Source organism: Pseudomonas sp. GW822-FHT03F04 (genome assembly GCF_058801405.1).
The window spans coordinates 417,538-438,098 of record NZ_JBXANF010000001.1 but is presented as its reverse complement, the minus strand read 5'-3'; the positions used below and the strand labels follow the sequence as shown (position 1 = coordinate 438,098).

Annotated in this window: 24 protein-coding genes; 10 read left to right on the top strand and 14 right to left on the bottom strand. The window is 60.8% G+C overall.

Features of this window, described 5'->3' with window-relative positions; genetic code table 11:
- Window positions 1-81 precede the first annotated feature (81 nt).
- Window positions 82-2,058: a methyl-accepting chemotaxis protein gene (locus tag AC1RMX_RS02065; RefSeq protein WP_102620718.1), complete on the top strand. Its 1,977-nt coding sequence runs from the start codon at window positions 82-84 to the stop codon at window positions 2,056-2,058.
- Window positions 2,059-2,072: 14 nt separating this feature from the next.
- On the opposite strand, the gene AC1RMX_RS02060 is transcribed toward AC1RMX_RS02065, so the two are convergent.
- The 7 genes from AC1RMX_RS02060 to AC1RMX_RS02030 all read right to left on the bottom strand — a co-directional run bounded on the left by AC1RMX_RS02060 (window position 2,073) and on the right by AC1RMX_RS02030 (window position 10,122).
- Window positions 2,073-2,786: a phosphocholine cytidylyltransferase family protein gene (locus tag AC1RMX_RS02060; protein WP_493070237.1), complete on the bottom strand. Its 714-nt coding sequence runs from the start codon at window positions 2,784-2,786 to the stop codon at window positions 2,073-2,075.
- 19 nt (window positions 2,787-2,805) lie between these two features.
- Window positions 2,806-3,402: a gamma-glutamyl-gamma-aminobutyrate hydrolase family protein gene (locus AC1RMX_RS02055; protein WP_493070235.1), complete on the bottom strand. Its 597-nt coding sequence runs from the start codon at window positions 3,400-3,402 to the stop codon at window positions 2,806-2,808.
- Window positions 3,399-5,714, bottom strand: coding sequence for a PEP-utilizing enzyme (locus tag AC1RMX_RS02050; RefSeq protein WP_102620721.1), 2,316 nt, complete (start codon window positions 5,712-5,714; stop codon window positions 3,399-3,401). Before AC1RMX_RS02050 ends, AC1RMX_RS02055 begins: the two co-directional genes overlap by 4 nt.
- A gap of 6 nt (window positions 5,715-5,720) precedes the next feature.
- Window positions 5,721-6,470, bottom strand: a complete 750-nt coding sequence (locus AC1RMX_RS02045) for a class I SAM-dependent methyltransferase (protein WP_096817321.1) — start codon at window positions 6,468-6,470, stop codon at window positions 5,721-5,723.
- Window positions 6,467-7,015 carry an adenylyl-sulfate kinase gene (locus AC1RMX_RS02040; RefSeq protein WP_493070232.1) on the bottom strand — a complete coding sequence of 183 codons (549 nt, stop codon included), beginning with the start codon at window positions 7,013-7,015 and terminating at the stop codon, window positions 6,467-6,469. Before AC1RMX_RS02040 ends, AC1RMX_RS02045 begins: the two co-directional genes overlap by 4 nt.
- A 74-nt stretch (window positions 7,016-7,089) precedes the next feature.
- Complete coding sequence (locus AC1RMX_RS02035) at window positions 7,090-8,256, bottom strand: hypothetical protein (RefSeq protein WP_096817325.1); 1,167 nt, start codon at window positions 8,254-8,256, stop codon at window positions 7,090-7,092.
- Between the two features lie 372 nt (window positions 8,257-8,628).
- Entirely contained in the window at window positions 8,629-10,122 is a 1,494-nt protein-coding gene (locus AC1RMX_RS02030; protein ID WP_493070230.1) for a YifB family Mg chelatase-like AAA ATPase, read from the bottom strand.
- A gap of 323 nt (window positions 10,123-10,445) precedes the next feature.
- Between AC1RMX_RS02030 and AC1RMX_RS02025 the strand changes: the two genes are divergently transcribed.
- The gene (locus AC1RMX_RS02025) at window positions 10,446-10,724 is read left to right on the top strand and encodes a type II toxin-antitoxin system RelE/ParE family toxin (protein ID WP_096817328.1); all 279 of its coding nucleotides are present in this window, start codon (window positions 10,446-10,448) and stop codon (window positions 10,722-10,724) included.
- 7 nt (window positions 10,725-10,731) lie between these two features.
- The gene (locus tag AC1RMX_RS02020) at window positions 10,732-11,037 is read left to right on the top strand and encodes a HigA family addiction module antitoxin (RefSeq protein ID WP_096817330.1); all 306 of its coding nucleotides are present in this window, start codon (window positions 10,732-10,734) and stop codon (window positions 11,035-11,037) included.
- Window positions 11,038-11,083: 46 nt separating this feature from the next.
- On the opposite strand, the gene AC1RMX_RS02015 is transcribed toward AC1RMX_RS02020, so the two are convergent.
- Complete coding sequence (locus AC1RMX_RS02015) at window positions 11,084-11,350, bottom strand: accessory factor UbiK family protein (RefSeq protein ID WP_096817331.1); 267 nt, start codon at window positions 11,348-11,350, stop codon at window positions 11,084-11,086.
- 413 nt (window positions 11,351-11,763) lie between these two features.
- Between AC1RMX_RS02015 and glnK the strand changes: the two genes are divergently transcribed.
- The 4 genes from glnK (at window position 11,764) to sutA (ending at window position 14,548) form a co-directional block, all read left to right on the top strand.
- Window positions 11,764-12,102, top strand: coding sequence for a P-II family nitrogen regulator (gene glnK, locus AC1RMX_RS02010; RefSeq protein ID WP_002555808.1), 339 nt, complete (start codon window positions 11,764-11,766; stop codon window positions 12,100-12,102).
- A gap of 37 nt (window positions 12,103-12,139) precedes the next feature.
- Complete coding sequence (locus AC1RMX_RS02005; RefSeq protein ID WP_096817333.1) at window positions 12,140-13,477, top strand: ammonium transporter; 1,338 nt, start codon at window positions 12,140-12,142, stop codon at window positions 13,475-13,477.
- Between the two features lie 216 nt (window positions 13,478-13,693).
- Window positions 13,694-14,119, top strand: a complete 426-nt coding sequence (locus AC1RMX_RS02000) for a secondary thiamine-phosphate synthase enzyme YjbQ (RefSeq protein WP_085731425.1) — start codon at window positions 13,694-13,696, stop codon at window positions 14,117-14,119.
- A gap of 102 nt (window positions 14,120-14,221) precedes the next feature.
- Window positions 14,222-14,548 carry a dormancy-specific transcriptional regulator SutA gene (gene sutA / locus AC1RMX_RS01995; RefSeq protein WP_007951900.1) on the top strand — a complete coding sequence of 109 codons (327 nt, stop codon included), beginning with the start codon at window positions 14,222-14,224 and terminating at the stop codon, window positions 14,546-14,548.
- A gap of 65 nt (window positions 14,549-14,613) precedes the next feature.
- Here sutA and AC1RMX_RS01990 read toward each other — a convergent pair whose 3' ends face one another.
- From AC1RMX_RS01990 to lptM, 6 genes are read right to left on the bottom strand one after another with little or no spacing between them, the layout of a single operon-like run.
- Window positions 14,614-15,318, bottom strand: a complete 705-nt coding sequence (locus tag AC1RMX_RS01990; RefSeq protein ID WP_096817335.1) for an HAD family hydrolase — start codon at window positions 15,316-15,318, stop codon at window positions 14,614-14,616.
- Window positions 15,315-16,214: a tyrosine recombinase XerC gene (gene xerC / locus AC1RMX_RS01985; protein WP_007951897.1), complete on the bottom strand. Its 900-nt coding sequence runs from the start codon at window positions 16,212-16,214 to the stop codon at window positions 15,315-15,317. Before xerC ends, AC1RMX_RS01990 begins: the two co-directional genes overlap by 4 nt.
- A 2-nt stretch (window positions 16,215-16,216) precedes the next feature.
- Complete coding sequence (locus AC1RMX_RS01980) at window positions 16,217-16,942, bottom strand: DUF484 family protein (RefSeq protein ID WP_096817337.1); 726 nt, start codon at window positions 16,940-16,942, stop codon at window positions 16,217-16,219.
- Window positions 16,943-16,955: 13 nt separating this feature from the next.
- Window positions 16,956-17,786 carry a diaminopimelate epimerase gene (gene dapF, locus AC1RMX_RS01975; RefSeq protein ID WP_096817338.1) on the bottom strand — a complete coding sequence of 277 codons (831 nt, stop codon included), beginning with the start codon at window positions 17,784-17,786 and terminating at the stop codon, window positions 16,956-16,958.
- A gap of 4 nt (window positions 17,787-17,790) precedes the next feature.
- Window positions 17,791-19,038, bottom strand: a complete 1,248-nt coding sequence (gene lysA, locus AC1RMX_RS01970; RefSeq protein ID WP_096817340.1) for a diaminopimelate decarboxylase — start codon at window positions 19,036-19,038, stop codon at window positions 17,791-17,793.
- Window positions 19,039-19,047: 9 nt separating this feature from the next.
- A complete protein-coding gene (gene lptM / locus AC1RMX_RS01965; protein WP_085731736.1) occupies window positions 19,048-19,221 on the bottom strand; it encodes an LPS translocon maturation chaperone LptM in 174 nt (57 codons plus the stop codon).
- Window positions 19,222-19,460: 239 nt separating this feature from the next.
- Here lptM and cyaY point away from each other — a divergent pair, with 239 nt between their 5' ends.
- The 3 genes from cyaY (at window position 19,461) to rnk (ending at window position 20,561) form a co-directional block, all read left to right on the top strand.
- A complete protein-coding gene (cyaY, locus tag AC1RMX_RS01960) occupies window positions 19,461-19,793 on the top strand; it encodes an iron donor protein CyaY (protein WP_007951887.1) in 333 nt (110 codons plus the stop codon).
- Window positions 19,794-19,797: 4 nt separating this feature from the next.
- Complete coding sequence (locus AC1RMX_RS01955) at window positions 19,798-20,022, top strand: DUF1289 domain-containing protein (RefSeq protein WP_096817341.1); 225 nt, start codon at window positions 19,798-19,800, stop codon at window positions 20,020-20,022.
- Between the two features lie 128 nt (window positions 20,023-20,150).
- On the top strand, window positions 20,151-20,561 hold the full coding sequence (rnk, locus tag AC1RMX_RS01950; protein ID WP_065258140.1) for a nucleoside diphosphate kinase regulator: 411 nt from the start codon (window positions 20,151-20,153) through the stop codon (window positions 20,559-20,561).

The window sequence follows — 20,561 nt, the reverse complement described above, 5'->3', positions numbered from 1 at the left end:
CGGTTCCAGGCTTCACCCCCATTATTAGAATTTTCCGAGCCGCGATCAGGGAGGATCCGCAGACTCGGCCAGGAGCTGTCCATGTCTCAACCTCGCGCCCGGATCGCCTCGCAGCTGGGCCTCGCGCTCGCCGTGATACTGGCGGTTGTCATCAGTGGCAGTACGGTGTTCGCCCTGCGTTCGCTGGACACCGCCAACCTCGCCACCCGTGAAGAACACCTGGCCAGCGAGGCACGTCTGCTCGCCGACCAGTTGAGCACCTTCCACGGCACGCTGCGTGAAAGCACCCAGCGCCTGAGCGGGTTGTTCGAGAAGCGCTTCAGCGCGGGCCTGAGCATTCACCCGAGCGAGCCGGTCAGTGTGGCGGGCACCCAGACCCCGGGCCTGCACCTGGGCAGCGAAGTGTTGAACAACAACTTCAAGGAAGTCGACGAGTTCAAGCAGATGACGGCGGGCGTTGCCACGCTGTTCGTGCGCAGCGGCGAAGACTTCGTGCGGGTCAGCACCTCGCTGACCAAACAGGATGGCACCCGCGCCATCGGCACCTTGCTCGATCACGCTCACCCGGCTTATGCGAAGTTGATGGCGGGGCAGGGCTACGTCGGCCGTGCGCTGCTGTTTGATCGCTCCTACATGACTCAGTACACCCCGGTGCGTGACAGCAGCGGCAAGGTGATCGCGGTATTGTTCGTCGGCTTCGATTACACCGACGCGCAAAACGCCCAGTTCGACAACCTCAAGCGTTTCCGCATCGGCCAGAGCGGCTCCCTGGCGCTGCTGGACGAACAGAATAAATGGCTGGTTGCGCCAGCGGGCGTGCAGGCGCCGGATCAAGCGGTGCCGGTGGTCAACGGTCTGGCGAAGACGCCGGGCAAGGGCCGGTTCTGGAGCGACAAATCCGAAGACTTCTACAGCATCGCCGTACCGTTCGAGGGTGGACCGTGGTCGGTGGTGGCGAGCATGCCGAAATCCGAGATCCGCGAAGTGACCTGGAGCGTTGGCATCCAGTTGGCCATCGGCAGCCTGCTGGCGATGCTGATTGCGGTCGGTTCGGCGGTGTGGCTGCTGCGCAGCAAACTGCAACCGCTGGGTGATCTGGTGCGTCAGGCGGAAGCCCTGGGTGCCGGCGATCTGAGCGTGCGGCTGAACGTGTCGAGCAACGATGAAATCGGTCAGTTGGCCCGTGCCTTCAACCAGATGAGCCAGGCGCTGTCGACCATGGTCGAGCACATCCGCCGCGCTTCGGAAGAGGTCAACAGCCGTGCGCAGGCGCTGTCCGGTTTGTCCGGCGGCGCGTATGAAGGCATGGAGCAGCAGTCCGGCGAGATCACCAGCATGGCGGGTGCGGTTGAAGAGTTCTCCGCCACCTCGCTGAACATTGCCGACAACATGGGCAACACCCAGCGTCTGGCCCAGGAAAATGCCCAGCAGACCCAGATCGGTCGCAGCTCGATGGAAGAAGCGTCGTCCTCGCTGGAGCAGATTGCCGGCGCGCTGAACACCACGGCGACTGTAATCAACACGCTCGGTCAGCGCTCCCAGGAAATCGGCGGCATCGTCAGCGTGATCACCTCGATTGCCGAACAGACCAACCTGCTGGCACTCAACGCTGCGATTGAAGCGGCCCGTGCCGGTGAACAGGGTCGCGGTTTTGCTGTGGTGGCTGACGAGGTGCGCAATCTGGCGTCGCGTACCCGTCAGGCAACGGACGAAATCTCCGGGATGATCCACAGCATCCAGCAGGAAACCGGCAACGCCATCAGCACCATGGAGCAGGGCAACGTGCTGATGCAGGAAGGCCTGTCGCGCAATGCCAACGTCGCGTCGGCGCTGGCGCGGATCGATGAGCAGAGTCGTTCGGCGGGTCAGCAGTTCGCGGCGATCACCACCGCGACGCAGGAGCAGAGCAGCACCGCGACGTTGTTGAGCAGCAATCTGCAGAGCATCGCGATGGCCAACAGCGAGCAGCGCGAAGTGGTGTCGAACCTGGCCATTACGGCGAAGGAGCTGGAAAGCCTGGCGGCCGACCTGCGCCAAGAGGTCGACCGCTTCCGCTGAGAGGGCGTATCCGCTTACTGGTACGCGCAGAGGTCTTCGCTGGAGTCGACCTCTCCCCATTCTCCCGTGTAAGCAACGGCTTCGACGGGAACCTGGCCAGCATCGATGACGCGTTGCAGGGTGTTGGTCATGTGCATCTTGTCGCGTTGTTCCGGGGTCAGTTCGGCTCGTAGCCGAACGACCTCTGCCCAGCCCTCGGGGGTGAAGCGCAGCAGTCCCATGTATTGGCCCTGAACTTCGTCCACCGATTGCGGCTTGTTGCCGATTTCCGCCAGCGTGCCGGCGTTGGTCAGGCGGAACGTTTCGGCATCCAGCAGCGGATCACCGAAACGTTGCGTCCACAGTTCCAGCCAGTTGGGGTCATAGGTCACCGCCAGTGATGCCGTGTTGGCCATCAACGACTGAACGGCCGCCGGGCTGTAGAAAATATCGGAATAACTCACGAGGCACGGCTGCCCCTGCAGCCACGATTCGGCGCAGGCCAGTGACGACACCATGTTGGTGTCCGCCCAGCGCGGGTTGTGAAACTCGATCAGGCCACGGTCGGCCAGCAACTCATGCTTATAGCCGGTGACCACGGCGATTTCACTGATACCGGCCGCGCGCAGGGACTCCAACTGCCATTCGAGCAGGGGTTTGCCCCGCAACTCGACCAGGCACTTGGGCCGCTCATCCGTGAGGCTTTTCATGCGACTGCCACGTCCGGCAGCCAGAATAATGGCTTTCACAACACGTCTATCCCGTGGGTTATTGAGAGGAGTGGGGTTCGCCGAACAACTGCCGGATTCGCTGAAGATCGTGGAAGGCAAAATCCGCTTCACGTTCCGGGTGCCACATCCAGCCTTCCCACGGCAGCTGGAGGTGGCGGATGGCTTCGATTTCCCCGTCTTCGCTGCGCGCCATGACTTCAAACCCCTGCGGGCAACTGGCAAGAGCGAGGCCGTGATAGCTGTTCACTTCGGCGACGATCCGGCCGGACAACCGATGCCGGGTTCGCACATGACCGGTGACCGGTTTCAGCTCGCCGCCGGACCAGTGCGCCAGCATCTGCATGCCGCGACAAATGCCCAGCACTGGCAACTGACGCGCGCGCGCGTGATCCAGCAGCTCGCTTTCGGTACGGTCGCGGGCCGGGCACTGACCGATGTCATTGCCCCCCGACAGCACAATGGCGTGTGGCGCGACAGCCGCCAGCCAGTGAGCGAGCGGCAAACCGTTGGGCACCGGCACCGGGACAAAACCGGCTGCCAGAAGGAAACCGATCAGTCGCTGATCCAGCGCATCACGGGTTTCTCCGCGTTCCGGATGACTGTCCACTCGCTGACTGACGGCGACAACCTTCATGTCATCATCTCCACCCGGCGGCCCGGGCAATCCAGGTGCAGGAAATCTGCGGTCGACCAGCGCCGGTAAAGCACTTCACCCGCACCAATGACGGCCGGCAAGCCCAGTTCGCCGGCCCTGATCGCCATGTGCGAATTGGCACCGCCCCACGCTGTGATCAATCCGGCAATCGGGTAGGCGAACAGCCAGTCGAACCCCGGATCGGCGTTGGGAATGCAGACGATCGCCCCGGCGAGTTTGTCCCGGTCGTCGCACAGCACAACCGGCGCGGTCACGCGTTTCTGGGTGATGAAATTGGGCGCCGTTTCCGGCCACTCGAAACTCCAGACATCTTCCGGTCGGGTGATCACCGGCGGCAGGGAGACCTTGAGCGTCTCGGCATAGCGCGCCTTGCCCTGTTCGATGCTGCGCAGCAGCACCTCTTTCGGATCCGCTGCCGCCACGTGCAGTTCGGTGAAGGCGCGGATATCGCAATAGGCCAGGTCTTCGCGACCGATGCCGTGCTCGGCACCGACTTGCGCAATCAACGCCAGCGCGTCGGAGAGATTGCGGGTGAAGTGAAACTTGGCCAGTTCCCGCAGTTCGATACCGTTTTGCAGGAAGTCCAGCAAACCGACCGGATCGGGCTGCAAGCCATGGGCTTCGAGCAGTTTCACGATCTCGCGCATCTGTGGCAGCGTCAGCGAAAACGGTTGAAGCGGTTCCGGAGCGGCTGGACGTTGAGTCCAGTCGAAATAAAGCTCCGGCGCTTCATCGTAGCGGGGTGAAAGGATGTCGTAGGTGCCCGGTCGCAGATGCCCGTAACGCGCCAGGAAAGTCGTCTTGTCGAGCGTCGCCCGGTCGCGTGCCAATTGCCCGCTGACGGTGGAAACACCGGCCATGAACGCATCGTAGTCTGCCTGCGAAAACACGCCCACGGACACCAGCGACCTGAGCATCTGCACGGCGACGAAGCCGGCGCGCGCCAGACCGGCGAAGGGCAGGGTGCCGTAGCGTTTCGCATCTTCCAGCAGCCAGTAAATGCGCTCCAGCGGATCGGCATCGGAAGCCAGCAACTCATCGCGGCGGGCATTGAGCACATCGAGTTTGTTGGCATCGCTGCGCCACAGACCGTCCTTGGGGTGGACGATACGATTGGTCAGCTTGCGCAGGCTGGTGCTGATCGCGTCCAGCTCGTGGGGCTGGAAGCCTGCATCGGCGAGGCGCTCCAGTTGTTGCGACAGATCCAGGGTGTAGCACGAGAACACGATCTCGAACTCGACCTTGTCGTGGAGTGTCGGTTCAGCCAGCAACCGATCGATGTAGTAGTCGACCAGCCGCCCGGCCAGATCTTCATCAAGGTCTGCCGGAATGAAGGAGTTGAACGACAAGCGCACATCGATATAGGGCAGGCCGAAAAAATGCGGCATCAGCGGAAAGCTGCGCAAGTTGCGGTAGCCGTAGTTGTGACGCTGATAGGCCCAGATGGAGTCGGTCACCAGGTCCCGGTACAGCGAGAGTGCCAACGGTTTGGGCCGGATACCGATGATCTCGGCCGGGTTCCAGTCAGGCATCACGCCATAGACCGTGCGCTGGCCGATCAGGAAAGGATGCGGTCGCATGCCGCGCGCCACTTTGCGCTGAATGCTTTCCAGGCGGGCCGACTGCTCTGCATCGGATTCCGGACGGGAAGGCAGAATCAACGGCCGGGCCTGTAACAGCCAGAGCACTTCGCCTTCGGTTTCACGGGTGACTGCAAACTCGCAGTCGACAGGCCCGCCACCGAACAGCTCCAGCAACTCTTCGAGCAAGCCGACCACAGGCGCGAGCGCCGCTGGTGCTGAAACCTTGCTGTGGGCCGCCTGCTGCCAGAGCCGACCGCCCATGCCACCGGTCACCGAGGCCGTGTCGCTGCCTTCCGACCAGTTCACCACCCGATATGGCGCGCAGGTGTTGGGGTCGTGGGAAAACGCCACGCCGGAGCGCAGCACATTCCCCAGCATGGGCTGGACCAGGATCTCGTCCGACGGATACACCTCGCCATAACTGGCGATGACCTGTTCAACCGCCGAGGCCAGCCCTGTGTCATCGACATCCGGGATCGACAGGAAGGCGCCCGCGAAGGACGCCTGGGCGCTGTCTTCGCGTCCGCAGCTGGAACGCACGATCCAGGGAGCGGCAGGCAGCCGCCCCCGGATAGCCTGGACACAGGCTTGCCGATCCCGTTGCCAGTCCGCCACGGTGAATGCCAGCAGCGGCGCAATGCGGGCCGACGCGAGTCGTCCTTGCAGGCTGGACAGCGTGCCGGCCTTGGTAGAGAAATGCAGGGCCATCAGGCGTTATCTCAGCTGAGCGACCCAAATGTTCGTCGAGTACGGAATCTGGATCGAAGGCGTCTTCAGGCCTTTCAGGTAGTCGTCGATGGCGCTGATCACTTCGTGGAAGTTCGCACCGGCCTGACGCTCCAGCGTGGCGTGGGAGCGCCAGGCTTCCAGGCATTCTTCAATGCTCTGCTCGTGAATGACACGGGCGTCCAGGTGTACGACCGGGCCGAACAGTTCGCTGGCGTCGATCACGGCCGTCTGGTCTTCGCGACGGGTGCCGTAGCCATAACCCGGTACGCGCTCCTTGATGATGGCTTCGATCCGGGCCTGGATCGGGTCTTCGAGATTGCGGTGGTTCCACATGCAGGCGAACCAGCCACGAGGCTTGAGAATGCGCGCGGTTTCTTTCAGGGCCTGCTGGCGGTCGCAGACGTTGAACGAGCTGCCGAAGGTGACCATGTCGAACGCCTGGGTCGCTTGACCGGTCACTTCGCCGGTGCCTTCGTGCCATTTGACATTGGCCAGCTCGGCGGTGCGCTTGATGCCGTTGGCGCGCATCGCATCGTTGGGCTCCACAGCGGTGACGTCCAGGCCACGAGCGGCCAGCATCAGCGTCAGGTGGGCAACGCCAGCACCCACGTCGCAGAACTTGTCACCCTGTTCGGCACCTGCGATCGAGAGCATCGCGTCGATGGCGGCATCGGCGTAGTCAGGACGCTTCAGATAGGCGTCGGCCAGGGTGGTGTAATCCCATTCGGTTTTCATACCAGATTCCTTGTATAAATTTTATTGAGTAAATCGTCTGCCAGGCTTTGCCCGGAGCGCAGGGGGTCGAATTCAACCAGCCAGTCCGCCGCTTGCGGTTCATCAATGGGCAGGTCAAGTCCGGCAACGTTGTTCAGTTCACCGGCATGAAACCGACGGTAGATGCCCTTGGGATCCCGGCGGCTGAGTTCCTCTACCGGTACTTTCAGGTAAACCTCGAAATAACCGGGCAGATGGGCGCGGTTCCACGCATGAACTTCACGAAACAGCGAGATCGTCGCGATCACCACGGTGTGGCCTTGCGCCGCGATCATTCTGCAGAGATGGGCGTATTGCATGGCCAGCGCGAGTCGACCTTCAGGGCCATGGTTCTGCGAGTTGGCGGCGGTGGCGCCGAACACCTCGCGCAATTCATCGCCATCGAGCATCACAACCGATTGGCCATCGCTGCGCAGACGGGCAACGAGCTCACCGGCCAGCGTTGATTTGCCGGCGCCGGAAAGGCCCGTAATCCATATCACCTGCGCGCGAGGGTCACATTTCATAGCATTCTGACCAGTGTTCCGTGTGGGTAAATGGCGTTGAACCTTGCGGCAGGTTCAACGCGCTTTATCTGTGTTCAGTCACGTTCTTTGATATTGCCAAAGGAGTCGATGGTTAACTGGCAGAACATCGAATCATGCTTGTTTTCGATCAAGTCATGAAACACATCCTGCGGCAACGGCAAGTTGCGGTACTGCGTTTCGTAGAACTTCTTGTATATAAAGTAATTGTCGTCGGGGGACATCAGACTGAAACCCAGTGCCAGCTCTTTTAGTTCGTCGCCGTTTTTCGCAATGGGCAGCAGGTTATTCATCTGTTGCAGCCAGGCGTCGACAATCGGATTGCATTCATCGGAGGTCGGAACGTAATAGATTGGCAACTTGCACGAGTTGAGCATGAACGACACACCACCGGTCGAGGCATCGGTAATGATGGTGTCGCACTGCTGGTAGAAAACCGTGCTGCTGGTGCCTGGCTCGTCTATGGTGATCCAGTCATACACAGAGAGCTGTTTGCACAGGTCCTTCAGGGTTGGATGCTCGAGGTCGGCCATGTACGGACGCAGGATGAACCGGGCATGTGCAATCTGTGACCTGACGGCATTGATCACGGTTTGCAGGTTTTCGTACAGCGATGCGCCACTTGGGCAAATGCCCAATTGGGTCGGCAACAGCCCGACAACGTAGTCCCCCGACGCCTTGTTCGACACCGGAGCGGACTCGAAGAATCGGGGGACCTTGATTGGCAACGTCGCGACCGGACTTGTCTTGCGCATGTCGGTGCGCAATGCAATGCCATCGGCAATCAGGGATTTCAGGGCTTTTCTGTCGGGTCTGTAGCGTTGCAGGCCGGTTTTGATCAGGTCAAAACCTGATCGGGATGAAGCAATGACCACGTCCCAATAGGACGTCAGTTCGGCGTAGTAATACTTGTCCTTGGTCGGCATTCCGATATTGCCGTGGGTCATGAAGATGCCAAAGTTCGAATCGTCGAGCAGGCGGCCAACCCAGGCGTCGTTTGAAATGACGATTTGTGATTCCAGGTTCGAAATCTCTTCTACACCTACCTGCTGAACCGGGTAGTCGAGGATCTCTTCTGCCTCTTGCCGGCTCAGCCCCGTCTTGTCTGTTTGCAGGACGATGCAGTTGTAGGTGTTGCGCAGGGCATTGAGCGCAGGGATCAGGTATTCGAGGTATGTTTTGCCGCCACGGGTGACATTGCTGATCAGATAGACGTTTTTCATTATTGACTGGTACTTATAAAATTTGCCGTGGCAAAACAAAGTTGGATCAGCTAGGTGCGCGTGGACAATTAATTGATTGATATTGTCTTGGCGCGTTCGCCATTGAAATCTGTCATCGGCAGTTGTTTTAAGTCTGCCGTCTCATGACGATTTTAATTGATCAAGTATATTGCGCCCGGTGGGCTGAAGAGATCTTTTCCATGATGTGCCGCCTCCATTTTATATTGCTTTAAAGTTTGAGCTTTTAACTAAAGGCTCTGGTGCCTGATGAAGAGCGCCGTCGTTATATCACATCTTGGCTAATGGCTATCAGCGTGCGCGGACTTTATTTTCAGCCGGCACAGACCACTTGCAAACAGCCTGTCCATACCGTCATTGCGTCGCTGGGCGATACTGAAGCGCTTCGGCCAGATGTTCGCGGGAGATGGCATCAACCTTCTCTATATCGGCCAGTGTCCGTGCAACCTTGAGCAACCGATGCGCCGAACGCAGTGAAAGTGTCAGCCGTTCGCATGCAGACTCCAACCAGTGTTCATCGGTTGTGGATAACTTGCAGTGTCTGCGCAACCCCGGCAGATCCAGAAATGCATTGGCGCAGCCTTGACGCTTTTGCTGTCGCTCCCGGGCTTCGGCGACCTGAATCGCTGCACTGGCGCTGTCCTCGCCGGGTTTGATTGCCGGGTTCAATGCAGTGGCTTCCCGTGCAACGGTCAGGTGCAGGTCGATCCGGTCGAGCAACGGCCCCGACAGTTTGTTGCGATAACGCTGCACCATGTCCGGGGTGCACGAGCAACGCCCCGTTGGCTCGCCAAGATATCCACAGGGGCACGGGTTCATCGCCGCGACCAGTTGAAAACGTGCGGGGAAGCGCACGCGATCCTTTGCGCGCGCGATGACGATATGCCCGGACTCCAGGGGTTCGCGCAGAACCTCCAGCACCTTGCGATCAAACTCCGGCAGTTCGTCGAGAAACAGCACGCCGTGGTGGGCGAGGGTGATTTCGCCGGGCTGAGGTTTTGAGCTGCCACCGACCAGTGCCGGCCCGGAGGCCGAATGGTGAGGTTGGCGAAAGGGCCGTTGCGGCCAATGGGTGAGCGGGGCGCCACTGGCGACCGACTGAATCGCTGCCACTTCCAGCGCCTCACTCTCGGCCAGAGGCGGAAGCAACCCCGGCAATCGACTGGCCAGCAACGTCTTGCCCGTTCCCGGTGGCCCGCTGAGCAGCAGGTTATGCGCACCCGCCGCCGCTATCAGCAGCGCCCGCTTGGCGGCCAGTTGACCCTGAACTTCATTCAGGTCGGGATAGGGTCTGGTGGCATGGATCAACCCGTCCGAAACATAAGGTTCGATCGGCGTATGCCCATTGAAATGCGCCACCGCCTCCAGCAGATGATCCACCGCGATCACCTTCAGTCCTGATGCCAGGCATGCTTCCTCGGCATTCGCCCGCGGAACCATCAGCGTCCGCCCGGCCTTGCGCGCCGCCAGTGCCGCCGGCAATACCCCGCGCACCGCCCGCACCGCGCCGGACAACGCCAGTTCACCCAGGCATTCCACGTCATTCAGCGTCAGCGTCGGCACTTGCACACTCGCCGACAGAATCCCCAGCGCAATCGCCAGATCGAACCGCCCGCCATCCTTGGGCAGATCCGCCGGGGCCAGATTCAGCGTGATCCGCCGCGCCGGAAACTGCAGCCCGGAATTGATGATCGCACTGCGCACCCGATCCTTGCTCTCCTTCACTGCTGCTTCGGGCAGGCCAACCATGGTCAACGAGGGCAGACCATTGGCCAGGTGGACTTCGACGGTGACGGCGGGAGCATCCACGCCAATCTGGGCGCGGCTATGGACGATGGCGAGGGACATGGTCATTCCTTGAGTTGAATCGGGGGCCGCTTCCTGCGGGTTTTTGAAGGGTAGTCGGGGAGGACGGTGTTGGAGGGATGGTTGCTTGGGCAAACTTTCACTGGATGTTGCGGGGCAGAACTGAGGAAGCCCTCTCCAGCATTGCAAGCAGATGTGCCGGGTTTTCCTGTAGGAAATGCTGAAGTTTTTTGTGGGGCTTAGATGGGCTGAGTAGTCCGTTTCCTAAAATATTGAGAGACCATTGTGAAACCTCAATGGGCCATTTGCTTTCAAGGATTCCACGAATAAACTCAAGATTAATGCATAACGTTAAGCTTTAAATTGTGATCGTTAGCTTTAAGTGTTCTGAAACCGAATACCTGTTCTGCAGCGGTAAAACCCGTTTCTGGTCAGCCATATTGAGTGTCGCGGAACGTAAGCTGACGATGCTTGATGCGGCAGCTGTACTCGCTGATTTACGATCTCCTCCGGGTAATCGACTCGAGGCTCTGGAGGGGGATCGAAAAGGGCAGTACAGCATTCGAATCAACGCCCAATGGCGAATCTGCTTCGTTTGGGGCCTCAATGGACCCGAGGATGTCGAAATCGTCGATTATCACTGAGGTGAGTATGACTAAGAATGGTATGCGCCCGGTTCATCCAGGCGAGATCCTCAAGGAGGAATACCTGGAGCCTCTGAACCTGACAGCTGCTGCATTGGCCAGAGCTTTGAGTGTCTCCACGCCAACGGTGAATGACATCGTCCTGCAGCGCCGAGGTGTCAGCGCGGATATGGCGCTCCGGCTTTCCATATGCCTGGATACCACCCCTGAGTTTTGGCTCAACCTGCAATCGACTTACGATCTGCGCAAGGCCGAGATTGAACGGGGGGCATCAATTAGAGATCAAGTTGAGCGACTTGCTCGCTGTGCCTGATCGCTACAAAAGAAAGAACCCCACGTTGAATGACGTGGGGTTCTTTTTATTCGGTTTCTGAAGGTGGCGTCAGCTTCGCTTCCAGCTCAGCCACCTTCGCCTCAAGGCTCTCAAGCCGAGCGCGAGTCCGCGCCAGCACCACCATCTGACTATCAAACTCTTCCCGGCTCACCAGGTCCAGTTTGCTGAAGGCACTTTGCAGCAGCATCTTGAACTGGCTTTCGATTTCGGCTTTTGGCAATGGCGTGTCGCCGCTGAACAGGCGGGAGGCGGTGCCGCTCAGGGCGTCGAGGAAGTCTTTGGGCGCGAGCATGGGATATGTCCTGGAAACAATGGCCGGCAGTGTATCACGCAGTGTCTATAGTCATTTGCGTTGGCCGGGATGCACGCTTTTCGCGCAAAAGGACGAACGGCTGCGCACCGTTGTTGTGCGTATCCCGTGTGCCATTTCGGTGATGGCATCTTCGGCAGCGGCCAAGGGATTGAAATCAGGGGATTTTGGCGAGATGGCAAGCTTTCTGCTTAGTCGGTAGTGACCCATGCACTGATGCAGTCGCTGTGACGAATGCAGTGCGGCAGGCGGAGCGGGGAGTTTCGTCAGCAGCGGTTAGCTGGCGTCAGTCGGGCAGGTAGGGCCGACGATGCGTTACAAAGCCAGGCACTGCGCTTAGACTTGAGTCGGGTTTGTTTTCCTGGGGCAAGTCCACCAATTCGGGAGAGAGTTTCATGAAGCTAGTCACTGCCATCATCAAGCCGTTCAAGTTGGACGACGTGCGCGAGTCGCTGTCCGAAATCGGCGTGCAGGGCATTACCGTTACTGAAGTCAAAGGCTTCGGGCGGCAGAAGGGTCACACCGAGCTGTATCGCGGCGCGGAGTACGTGGTCGATTTTCTGCCCAAGGTGAAAATCGACGTTGCCATCGACGACAAGGATCTGGATCGGGTTATCGAGGCGATAACCAAGGCTGCCAACACCGGCAAGATCGGTGACGGCAAGATCTTCGTGGTCAATCTGGAACAGGCGATTCGCATCCGTACCGGCGAAACCGATACCGACGCGATCTAAACGCCGCCACAAACCCAACGCCCCAGGAGAAAACAATATGACTCTGCGTAAATTCGCAGGGCTAGGCGCCCTGTTGTCCATCGTAATGCCCGGCCTGGCTTTGGCGGCAGATCCGGTGGCGCCTCCAGTCCTCAATTCCGGCGATACCGCCTGGATGCTGACCTCGACGGCCCTCGTGCTGTTCATGACCATTCCCGGCCTCGCGCTGTTCTACGGCGGCATGGTTCGGTCGAAAAACATTCTTTCCGTGATGATGCAGTGCTTCGCCATTACCGGCCTGGTCACCATCCTGTGGTTCCTTTATGGCTACAGCATGGCGTTCGACACCACCGGGATGGAAGCCAACGTCGTCAACTTCAACTCCTTCGTCGGCAGCTTCGGCAAGGCCTTCCTCGCGGGCATCACGCCTGCCAGCATTACTGGCCCGGCGGCGCTGTTCCCTGAAGCCGTGTTCGTCACTTACCAGATGACGTTCGCCATCATCACCCCGGCGCTGATCGTCGGTGCCTTCGCCGAGCGTATGAAGTTCTCCGCGATGCTGGTGTTCATGGGCGTCTGGTTCACCCTGGTGTATGCGCCGATCGCGCACATGGTCTGGAGCGGTCCGGGCTCGCTGCTGGGTGACTGGGGCGTGCTCGACTTCGCCGGCGGCACCGTGGTGCACATCAACGCCGGTATCGCCGGTCTGGTGGCGTGCCTGGTGCTGGGCAAGCGCAAAGGCTTCCCGACCACCCCGATGGCGCCGCACAACCTCGGTTACACCCTGATGGGCGCCGCCATGCTGTGGGTTGGCTGGTTCGGCTTCAACGCCGGTTCCGCCGCCGCCGCCAACGGCACTGCCGGCATGGCGATGCTGGTCACCCAGATCGCCACCGCCGCCGCTGCACTGGGCTGGATGTTCGCCGAGTGGATCACCCACGGCAAACCTAGCGCACTGGGTATCGCTTCGGGTGTGGTTGCTGGTCTGGTAGCAATCACTCCGGCAGCCGGCACCGTGGGCCCGATGGGCTCGCTGATCATCGGTCTGGCCGCCGGCGTGGTGTGCTTCTTCTGCGCTACCACCCTGAAACGCAAACTCGGCTATGACGATTCCCTGGACGCCTTCGGCGTGCACGGTATCGGCGGTATCCTCGGCGCGATCCTGACCGGTGTGTTCGCCGCTCCAGCGCTGGGTGGCTTCGGCACCGTCACCGACATCGCCGCACAAGTCTGGATTCAGTGCAAAGGCGTCGGCTTCACGGTGATCTACACCGCGATCGTCACCTTCATCATCCTCAAGGTGCTGGATGCCGTGATGGGTCTGCGCGCTACCGAGGAAGAAGAATCGGTGGGCCTGGACCTGGCACAGCACAACGAGCGCGGCTACAACCTGTAAGTACGCGCCTCAAAAAAACTTGCCCGGTTCGCCGGGCATTTTTTTGTCCGGAATTTGTCATCCTTGAGATGGCTGTAAGGATTTTTCGTACTGCTTTGGTCGTGTTTACGACGGGTGTTTTTCTACGGCCAATGGCTTACATCATTGAAGGAATATTAGGGCCTTTGTTTTTTTTCAGAGCGCGCTAGAATGCGCCCCGAACGTGCGGAGAACTGTATGTGGCAACAGACTCTGATAACCCTGCGGGCACGGCCCCGGGGCTTTCATCTGGTAACGGAAGAGTTGCTCGCCGGACTGCCTGAACTCAAGGCATGCCGGGTCGGTCTGTTGCATTTGTGGCTGCAGCATACCTCGGCGTCGTTGACCATCAACGAGAACGCCGATCCGGCGGTACGTCGCGACTTCGAACGATTTTTCAATCGTCTGATCCCACAAGGAACAGACGGCTATGAGCATAACGACGAAGGCCTGGACGACCTCCCGGCGCACTTCAAGGCCAGCGTGCTGGGCTGCCAGATCAGCCTGCCGGTTTCGGCGGGTCGGCTGGCACTGGGCACCTGGCAAGGCGTTTACCTGGGCGAGCACCGCGATCATGGCGGTGCCCGTAAAGTCCTCGCCACCTTGCACGGTGAAGAGGCATAAACCGTTGGTCACCAATGGTTACCGATTTTTTTACGGCGACTTTCGACAGTCGCCAAAGCTGGTCTATAACTAATCTGCTTTTCGCAAGTCATGAGGTAGAACATGAGCGACGATGATCTGGAAAACGACGACCTCGAAGTAGGCGACGAAGACGAGGCCGAGGACGGTCTGGAAGCAGCAGCGGAAGACGTTGCTGAAGACGATGGCGGTGACGATACGCCGGCCCCGGCTGCCAAAGGCAAGGCCAAGGCTGCGGTGTCGGTCGATGAGTTGCCGAGCATCGAAGCCAAGAACAAGGAGCGCGATGCCCTGGCCAAGGCCATGGAAGAGTTCCTTGCGCGCGGCGGCAAGGTGCAGGAAGTGGAGGCTAATGTGGTCGCCGATCCGCCCAAGAAGCCGGACAACAAGTACGGCAGCCGCCCTATCTGAGGCGTGCCGCTTGCTTGCTGAAAAAGCCCGCCGTCGCTGCGGGCTTTTTCATGGGCGAAAGAAATCTAGCCGCGGCTGTTCCAGCGGGCGAGAACAGCCGGTAGATCGGTCAGGCTGCGAATTTCGGCATCCGGCAAACGCTCCGCTTCCCAGACCTTGCCTGCCGGGTTGAACCAGATGGCACGCAAGCCGGCCTGCTGCGCCCCGGCGATGTCATCTCCCGGGTGATCGCCGATATGCACCGCCGCTTCAGCGCTCACGCCGCCGCGTTGCAGAGCTTCATGGAACAGTCGCGCATCCGGCTTGGCGATGCCGATGTCTTCGGCGCACAGCGCAAACTTGAAGTAATCCGCCAGCCCGAGGCGACGCACATCGGCGTTGCCGTTGGTGACCACGCCAAGGGCGTAATGCTTGGCGAGTGTTTCCAGGATCGGCTCGACTTCCGGGAACACCTCTATCTGATGCCGGGCATGCAGAAACACTTCGAAACTCTTGTCCGCCAGCGCCGAGGCTTCACCGTGGGCATAACCGGCTTCTTCAAGGGCGTGGAACAGCACCCGCCGACGCAACGCACTGATGCGGTGCTTGAGTCCCGGCTCGCTGGCCAGCACCCGTTCGCGGATCGACCACAGGTGTTCCACCGGCACCGCGCCCAGATTCGGCGCATGTTCGCTCAGCCATTCGCGCAAAACCGCTTCGGCGCTGACGATCACCGGGGCGGTGTCCCACAGGGTGTCGTCGAGGTCGAAGGTGATCAACTGGATGCTCATGAATCGTCGCCTTTCATGCGTTTGGCCCGTGGATGGGCGCTGTCGTAGACCGCCGCCAGGTGCTGGAAGTCCAGGTGGGTGTAGATCTGGGTGGTCTTGATGTCCGAGTGGCCGAGCAGTTCCTGCACGGCGCGCAGGTCTTGGGAGGACTCCAGCAAATGGCTGGCAAAGGAGTGCCGCAGCATGTGCGGGTGCAGGTTCTGCCCCAGTTCGCGCTCGCCGGCCAGTTTGACCCGCACCTGAATTGCGCGCGGGCCGAGGCGTCGGCCTTGCTGGCTGACAAACACCGCATCATCCGCCGGGTTGGTCAGCGCCCGCAGCGGCAACCATTGCTCCAGCGCTTCCCGGGCCTTTTTGCCCACGGGTAACAGGCGCGTCTTGCTGCCTTTGCCGAGCACTTGAACCATGCCGTCGGCGAGGTCGAGTTGATCGAGATTGAGCCCGGTCAGCTCCGACAGGCGCAGGCCGGACGAATAGAACAATTCCAGAATCGCCTGATCGCGCCGGGCCAGAAAGTCGTCCTCGACCGCACCTTCAAGCAGTTGCAGGGCGCGATCGGTATCGAGGGTTTTCGGCAGGCGACGTTCGCCTTTGGGCGGCGCCAGGCCGGTGGCCGGATCGTGATCGCAGAGACCTTCGCGATTCAGATAGTGATAGAGACCGCGCACCGCCGACAGCAGGCGCGCCAGGCTGCGCGAGGACTGGCCCTGGGCATGCAGGCGGGCGATCAGGCTGCGCAGGCGCTGGATGTCCAGGGCCTGCCAGCTGCCGATGTTCTGTTTGTTGCACCAGCCGAGGACTTTATCGAGATCGCGCCGGTAGGCCGACAGCGTGTGCGGCGACACCTGCCGCTCACTGCGCAGGTGTTCGCAGTAAGCGTCCAGTTGTCGTTCCATGGTCAGCGTACCGAGCGCAGGGAGCTGTTGACCCGTGGCAGCACGCGGCCCATGACTTCGGCGATGTAGCTGAGGAACAGCGTGCCGACCGAGCTCTTGTAGTGCTGCGGATCACGGCTGGCGATGGCCAGAATCCCGTGGATGCCCTGGTGGCTGACCGCGACCACGGCGGTGGAGCCGATCTGCTTGCGCTGCTCTTCGCCGAACAGGAAGTCCAGCTCGTGTTCGCGCAGGCTGCCGCTGATGCTCTTGCCTTCGGTGAGCAGGCCGCCGATGGCGGTTTGCGCGTCGGCGTGGGTCACCCAGCGGCCGACCGGAGCCGGGTTGTCGCCGAGCAGGATCAGGCTGACGAAGGGCACCTGGAAGTCCTGGCGCAGACTGTCTTCGACGCTGATCACCACGTCTTCCAGGGTGGCGGCGTCCATCAGGGCGAGGATCAGGCGACGGGTCTTGTCGAACAGGCGATCGTTGTCCCGGGCGACGTCCATCAAGTGCGAGAGGCGGTGACGCATCTCGATGTTGCGGTCGCGCAGGATGGACATCTGGCGCTCGACCAGCGACACGGTGTCACCGCGACGATGGGGGATGCGCAGGGACGGCAGCAGTTCTTCATGTTCGACGAAAAAATCCGGATGAGCCTCCAGGTACGCGGCAACCGCTGCCGCCTCCAGGCTCTCGGACGCTGTTTCACCGGACTGTCGGGCGGGTACCTGAGGCTTATCGGTCATGGCTTCTGCTCACTCAAAGACGGACTTGTCCTTCGTATACACGCACTGCCGGACCGGTCATCAGCACCGGTTGGCCAGGGCCTGCCCATTCGATGGACAAGCGCCCGCCCGGCAGGTCGATCAGCAGTGGCGAATCCATCCACCCCTGGCTGATCGCAGCTACAGCAGCAGCGCAGGCGCCGGTGCCGCAGGCCTGGGTTTCCCCGGCGCCACGTTCCCAGACGCGCAGTTGTGCGCGATTACGGTCGATGACCTGGATAAAGCCGACGTTGACCCGAGCTGGAAAGCGCGGGTGGTGTTCGATTTTCGGACCCAGCTCATGCACCGGTGCGGTATTGATGTCCTGCACGCGCAGCACGGCGTGGGGGTTGCCCATCGACACTGCCGCCAGTTCGACCGATGTACCGTCGACGTCGACCTGATAGCTCAGGGCCTGCTCGGTCGCCTGGAACGGAATATCCGCCGGCACCTGACGCGGGGCGCCCATGTTCACGCCGATCTGGCCGTCGTTACGCACGTCCAGTTCGATGATGCCGCCCTTGGTCTCGACGCGAATCAGACGCTTGGCGGTCAGACGCTTGTCGAGCACGAAGCGTGCAAAGCAGCGCGCACCGTTGCCGCACTGTTCCACTTCGGAGCCGTCGGAGTTGAAGATCCGGTAACGGAAATCCACATCCGGATTGCTCGGCGCCTCGACGATCAGCAACTGGTCGAAACCGATGCCGGTGTGCCGGTCGCCCCACATTTTTGCGTGCTTGGGCTGAATGTGCGCGTGCTGGCTGACCAGGTCGAGGACCATGAAGTCGTTGCCCAGGCCGTGCATCTTGGTAAAACGCAGCAGCATGGGGTTACTCCGGCAGCAGGCTTTCGCCGGCAAACAGCTCGGCCACGGTCTCGCGGCGACGCACTTCAAACACCTGATCGCCATCTACCAGCACTTCGGCGGCACGGCCGCGAGTGTTGTAGTTGGAGCTCATCACAAAACCGTAGGCACCGGCCGAATGCACGGCCAGCAGGTCGCCTTCTTCCAGCGCCAGTTCGCGATCCTTGGCGAGGAAGTCGCCGGTTTCGCAGATCGGGCCGACCACGTCGTACTGGCGTGCGGCGGTGTCGCGCGGTTTGACCGCAGTCACGTCCATCCAGGCCTGGTACAGGGCCGGGCGGATCAGGTCGTTCATGGCGGCATCGACGATGGCGAAGTCTTTGTGCTCGGTGTGCTTGAGGTACTCGACCTGAGTCAGCAGCACGCCGGCGTTGGCGACGATGAAACGGCCCGGCTCGAACACCAGCGCCAGATCACGACCGTCGAGACGCTCGCGCACAGCCTTGATGTAGTCGGCGGCCAGCGGCGGCTCTTCATCGCGATAACGCACACCCAGGCCACCACCGAGATCGATGTGGCGCAGGTGGATGCCGCAATCGCCCAGACGATCCACCAGATCCAGCAAGCGATCGAGGGCATCGAGGAACGGCGGCAGGGTGGTCAGTTGCGAGCCGATGTGGCAATCGACGCCAACCACTTCCAGGTTCGGCAGATGCGCGGCACGTACGTACACGTCTTCGGCGTCGGCGATGGCGATGCCGAACTTGTTCTCTTTGAGACCGGTGGAAATGTACGGGTGGGTGCCAGCATCGACGTCCGGGTTCACGCGCAGCGAGATCGGCGCGACAACGCCCAGCTCGGCGGCGACCACTTGCAGGCGCTCCAGCTCGTCGGTGGATTCGACGTTGAAGCAATGCACGCCGACTTCCAGCGCGCGACGCATGTCGTCACGGGTCTTGCCGACGCCGGAGAACACGATCTTGTCAGGGCTGCCGCCGGCGGCCAGGACGCGTTCCAGCTCGCCACGGGAAACGATGTCGAAACCGGCGCCGATGCGGGCCAGGACATTCAGTACGCCGAGGTTGGAGTTGGCCTTGACCGCGTAGCACACCAGGTGCGGCATGCCGGCCAGTGCATCGGCGTAGGCCAGGTACTGGGCCTCGATGTGGGCGCGGGAGTAGACGTAGGTCGGTGTGCCGAAGCGATCGGCGATGGCGGACAGCGCCACACCTTCCGCGAACAGCTCCCCGCCACGGTAGTTAAAAGCGTCCATGGCGATCCCTTAGTAAACGTCGTGCTTGTGTGCCTTGGAGGCAGGCTGCTTTTGCGAAGACTGGGCTTGTGCTGCCGGGTCCTGATCTTCATCGGGCAGGTACAGCGGGCCTTTCTGACCGCAGGCCGATACGAGACAGGCAACCGCGACGAGCGCAGCAAGGGAAGAGATCAGGCGCTTCATGGCGAAATCCTTGAATATGCGTTAATTGCGCCGGAGTATACCGGCCACCCGGCAGCTTGCCTATGCGACGGAACTCCCGTCCGGCGGGGCTCGGGCTGCGGCGAAGAAACTTTTCCCGCGTGACGGGTGCATATTTCGTCGCCGGGCAGGGCGCTTGGTCGTTATCCTTTGCAATCGGCTGGCAGCGACCGTATCTTGCGGCGCTTGAGCCTGATCAGACATTTTTTGAGGTTGCCGCAATGAGTTTGTCCGAAGCCCGTTTCCACGATCTGGTCGATGAAACCCAGGAAAAACTGGAAGACATCTTCGACGACAGCGACCTGGACATCGACATGGAGAACTCGGCCGGTGTGCTGACCGTCAAGTTCGAGAACGGCACCCAGCTGATCTTCAGTCGTCAGGAACCGCTGCGTCAGCTGTGGCTGGCCGCTGTCTCCGGTGGTTTCCACTTCGATTACGACGAAGAAAGCGAACGCTGGATGTGCGACAAGAGCGAAGAGCAGTTGGGCGAGATGCTCGAGCGCATCGTCAAGCAGCAGGCCGGTACCGAATTCGATTTCGAAGGCCTGTGATTTCGTGACTGACACCGCGCCCGCCCGTCCGCCGAAGCCGCTCTACAGCAACGTCAGCCCGGCCGTGCCTTCGCCGTGCACCGGCGTGTGTCGGCTGGATGAGCAGAAGGTCTGTCTCGGCTGCATGCGCCATGTCGAAGACATCCGCGAGTGGCGCTCGGCCGATGACGAGCGCCGCCGGGTAATCTGCGCGCAGGCGATGCAACGCCGACAGCTCGCCGGAGCGTAGCTTGTATATTTTTTGAGCTGTGATAGTGTCCGGAAACGCCTCAACCCATCGAGGCCTGGTGAAAACCCCGTCTTTTTTGGCGGGGTTTTGCTTTTTTTGTGTGCAGAAGAAAGGAGTCTGCCCGGATCATGACCGCACCTTCCATCACCCTTACCCGTCTGGACGTGCAACGTCTGGAGCGCCTGATCGACAGCCTGGATGACACGCTGCCGGGCGTGATCGCGCTGCAAACCGAACTGGACCGCGCCGATACGCTGGTCGGCCACGATGAAGTGCCCGCCGATGTCGTGACGATGAATTCCCGTGTGCATTGTCGCGAAGAGGGCAGTGGCAAGGACTATCACCTGACTCTGGTTTATCCGAAGCACGCCAACGCCGATGAAGGCAAAATCTCGATCCTGGCCCCGGTCGGCAGTGCGCTGCTGGGCCTGAAAGTCGGCCAGCACATCGACTGGCCGGCACCGGGCGGCAAGACCCTGAAGCTGACCCTGCTGGAAGTCGAATCGCAGCCGGCCAACGGCGGCGACTTCCCGGAATAA

Excerpts from the sequence above, each read along its gene's own strand:
- cyaY (WP_007951887.1), top strand. The coding sequence starts at position 19,461 with ATGAGTTTGTCCGAAGCCCGTTTCCACGATCTGGTCGATGAAACCCAG.
- AC1RMX_RS02000 (WP_085731425.1), top strand. The coding sequence starts at position 13,694 with ATGTGGCAACAGACTCTGATAACCCTGCGGGCACGGCCCCGGGGCTTT.
- sutA (WP_007951900.1), top strand. The coding sequence starts at position 14,222 with ATGAGCGACGATGATCTGGAAAACGACGACCTCGAAGTAGGCGACGAA.
- AC1RMX_RS01980 (WP_096817337.1), bottom strand. The coding sequence starts at position 16,942 with ATGACCGATAAGCCTCAGGTACCCGCCCGACAGTCCGGTGAAACAGCG.
- AC1RMX_RS02005 (WP_096817333.1), top strand. The coding sequence starts at position 12,140 with ATGACTCTGCGTAAATTCGCAGGGCTAGGCGCCCTGTTGTCCATCGTA.
- AC1RMX_RS02055 (WP_493070235.1), bottom strand. The coding sequence starts at position 3,402 with ATGAAGGTTGTCGCCGTCAGTCAGCGAGTGGACAGTCATCCGGAACGC.
- AC1RMX_RS02015 (WP_096817331.1), bottom strand. The coding sequence starts at position 11,350 with ATGCTCGCGCCCAAAGACTTCCTCGACGCCCTGAGCGGCACCGCCTCC.
- lysA (WP_096817340.1), bottom strand. The coding sequence starts at position 19,038 with ATGGACGCTTTTAACTACCGTGGCGGGGAGCTGTTCGCGGAAGGTGTG.
- AC1RMX_RS02050 (WP_102620721.1), bottom strand. The coding sequence starts at position 5,714 with ATGGCCCTGCATTTCTCTACCAAGGCCGGCACGCTGTCCAGCCTGCAA.
- AC1RMX_RS01990 (WP_096817335.1), bottom strand. The coding sequence starts at position 15,318 with ATGAGCATCCAGTTGATCACCTTCGACCTCGACGACACCCTGTGGGAC.
- AC1RMX_RS02020 (WP_096817330.1), top strand. The coding sequence starts at position 10,732 with ATGACTAAGAATGGTATGCGCCCGGTTCATCCAGGCGAGATCCTCAAG.
- xerC (WP_007951897.1), bottom strand. The coding sequence starts at position 16,214 with ATGGAACGACAACTGGACGCTTACTGCGAACACCTGCGCAGTGAGCGG.
- AC1RMX_RS02065 (WP_102620718.1), top strand. The coding sequence starts at position 82 with ATGTCTCAACCTCGCGCCCGGATCGCCTCGCAGCTGGGCCTCGCGCTC.
- rnk (WP_065258140.1), top strand. The coding sequence starts at position 20,151 with ATGACCGCACCTTCCATCACCCTTACCCGTCTGGACGTGCAACGTCTG.
- dapF (WP_096817338.1), bottom strand. The coding sequence starts at position 17,786 with ATGCTGCTGCGTTTTACCAAGATGCACGGCCTGGGCAACGACTTCATG.
- AC1RMX_RS02040 (WP_493070232.1), bottom strand. The coding sequence starts at position 7,015 with ATGAAATGTGACCCTCGCGCGCAGGTGATATGGATTACGGGCCTTTCC.
- lptM (WP_085731736.1), bottom strand. The coding sequence starts at position 19,221 with ATGAAGCGCCTGATCTCTTCCCTTGCTGCGCTCGTCGCGGTTGCCTGT.
- AC1RMX_RS02035 (WP_096817325.1), bottom strand. The coding sequence starts at position 8,256 with ATGAAAAACGTCTATCTGATCAGCAATGTCACCCGTGGCGGCAAAACA.
- AC1RMX_RS02045 (WP_096817321.1), bottom strand. The coding sequence starts at position 6,470 with ATGAAAACCGAATGGGATTACACCACCCTGGCCGACGCCTATCTGAAG.
- AC1RMX_RS02030 (WP_493070230.1), bottom strand. The coding sequence starts at position 10,122 with ATGTCCCTCGCCATCGTCCATAGCCGCGCCCAGATTGGCGTGGATGCT.
- glnK (WP_002555808.1), top strand. The coding sequence starts at position 11,764 with ATGAAGCTAGTCACTGCCATCATCAAGCCGTTCAAGTTGGACGACGTG.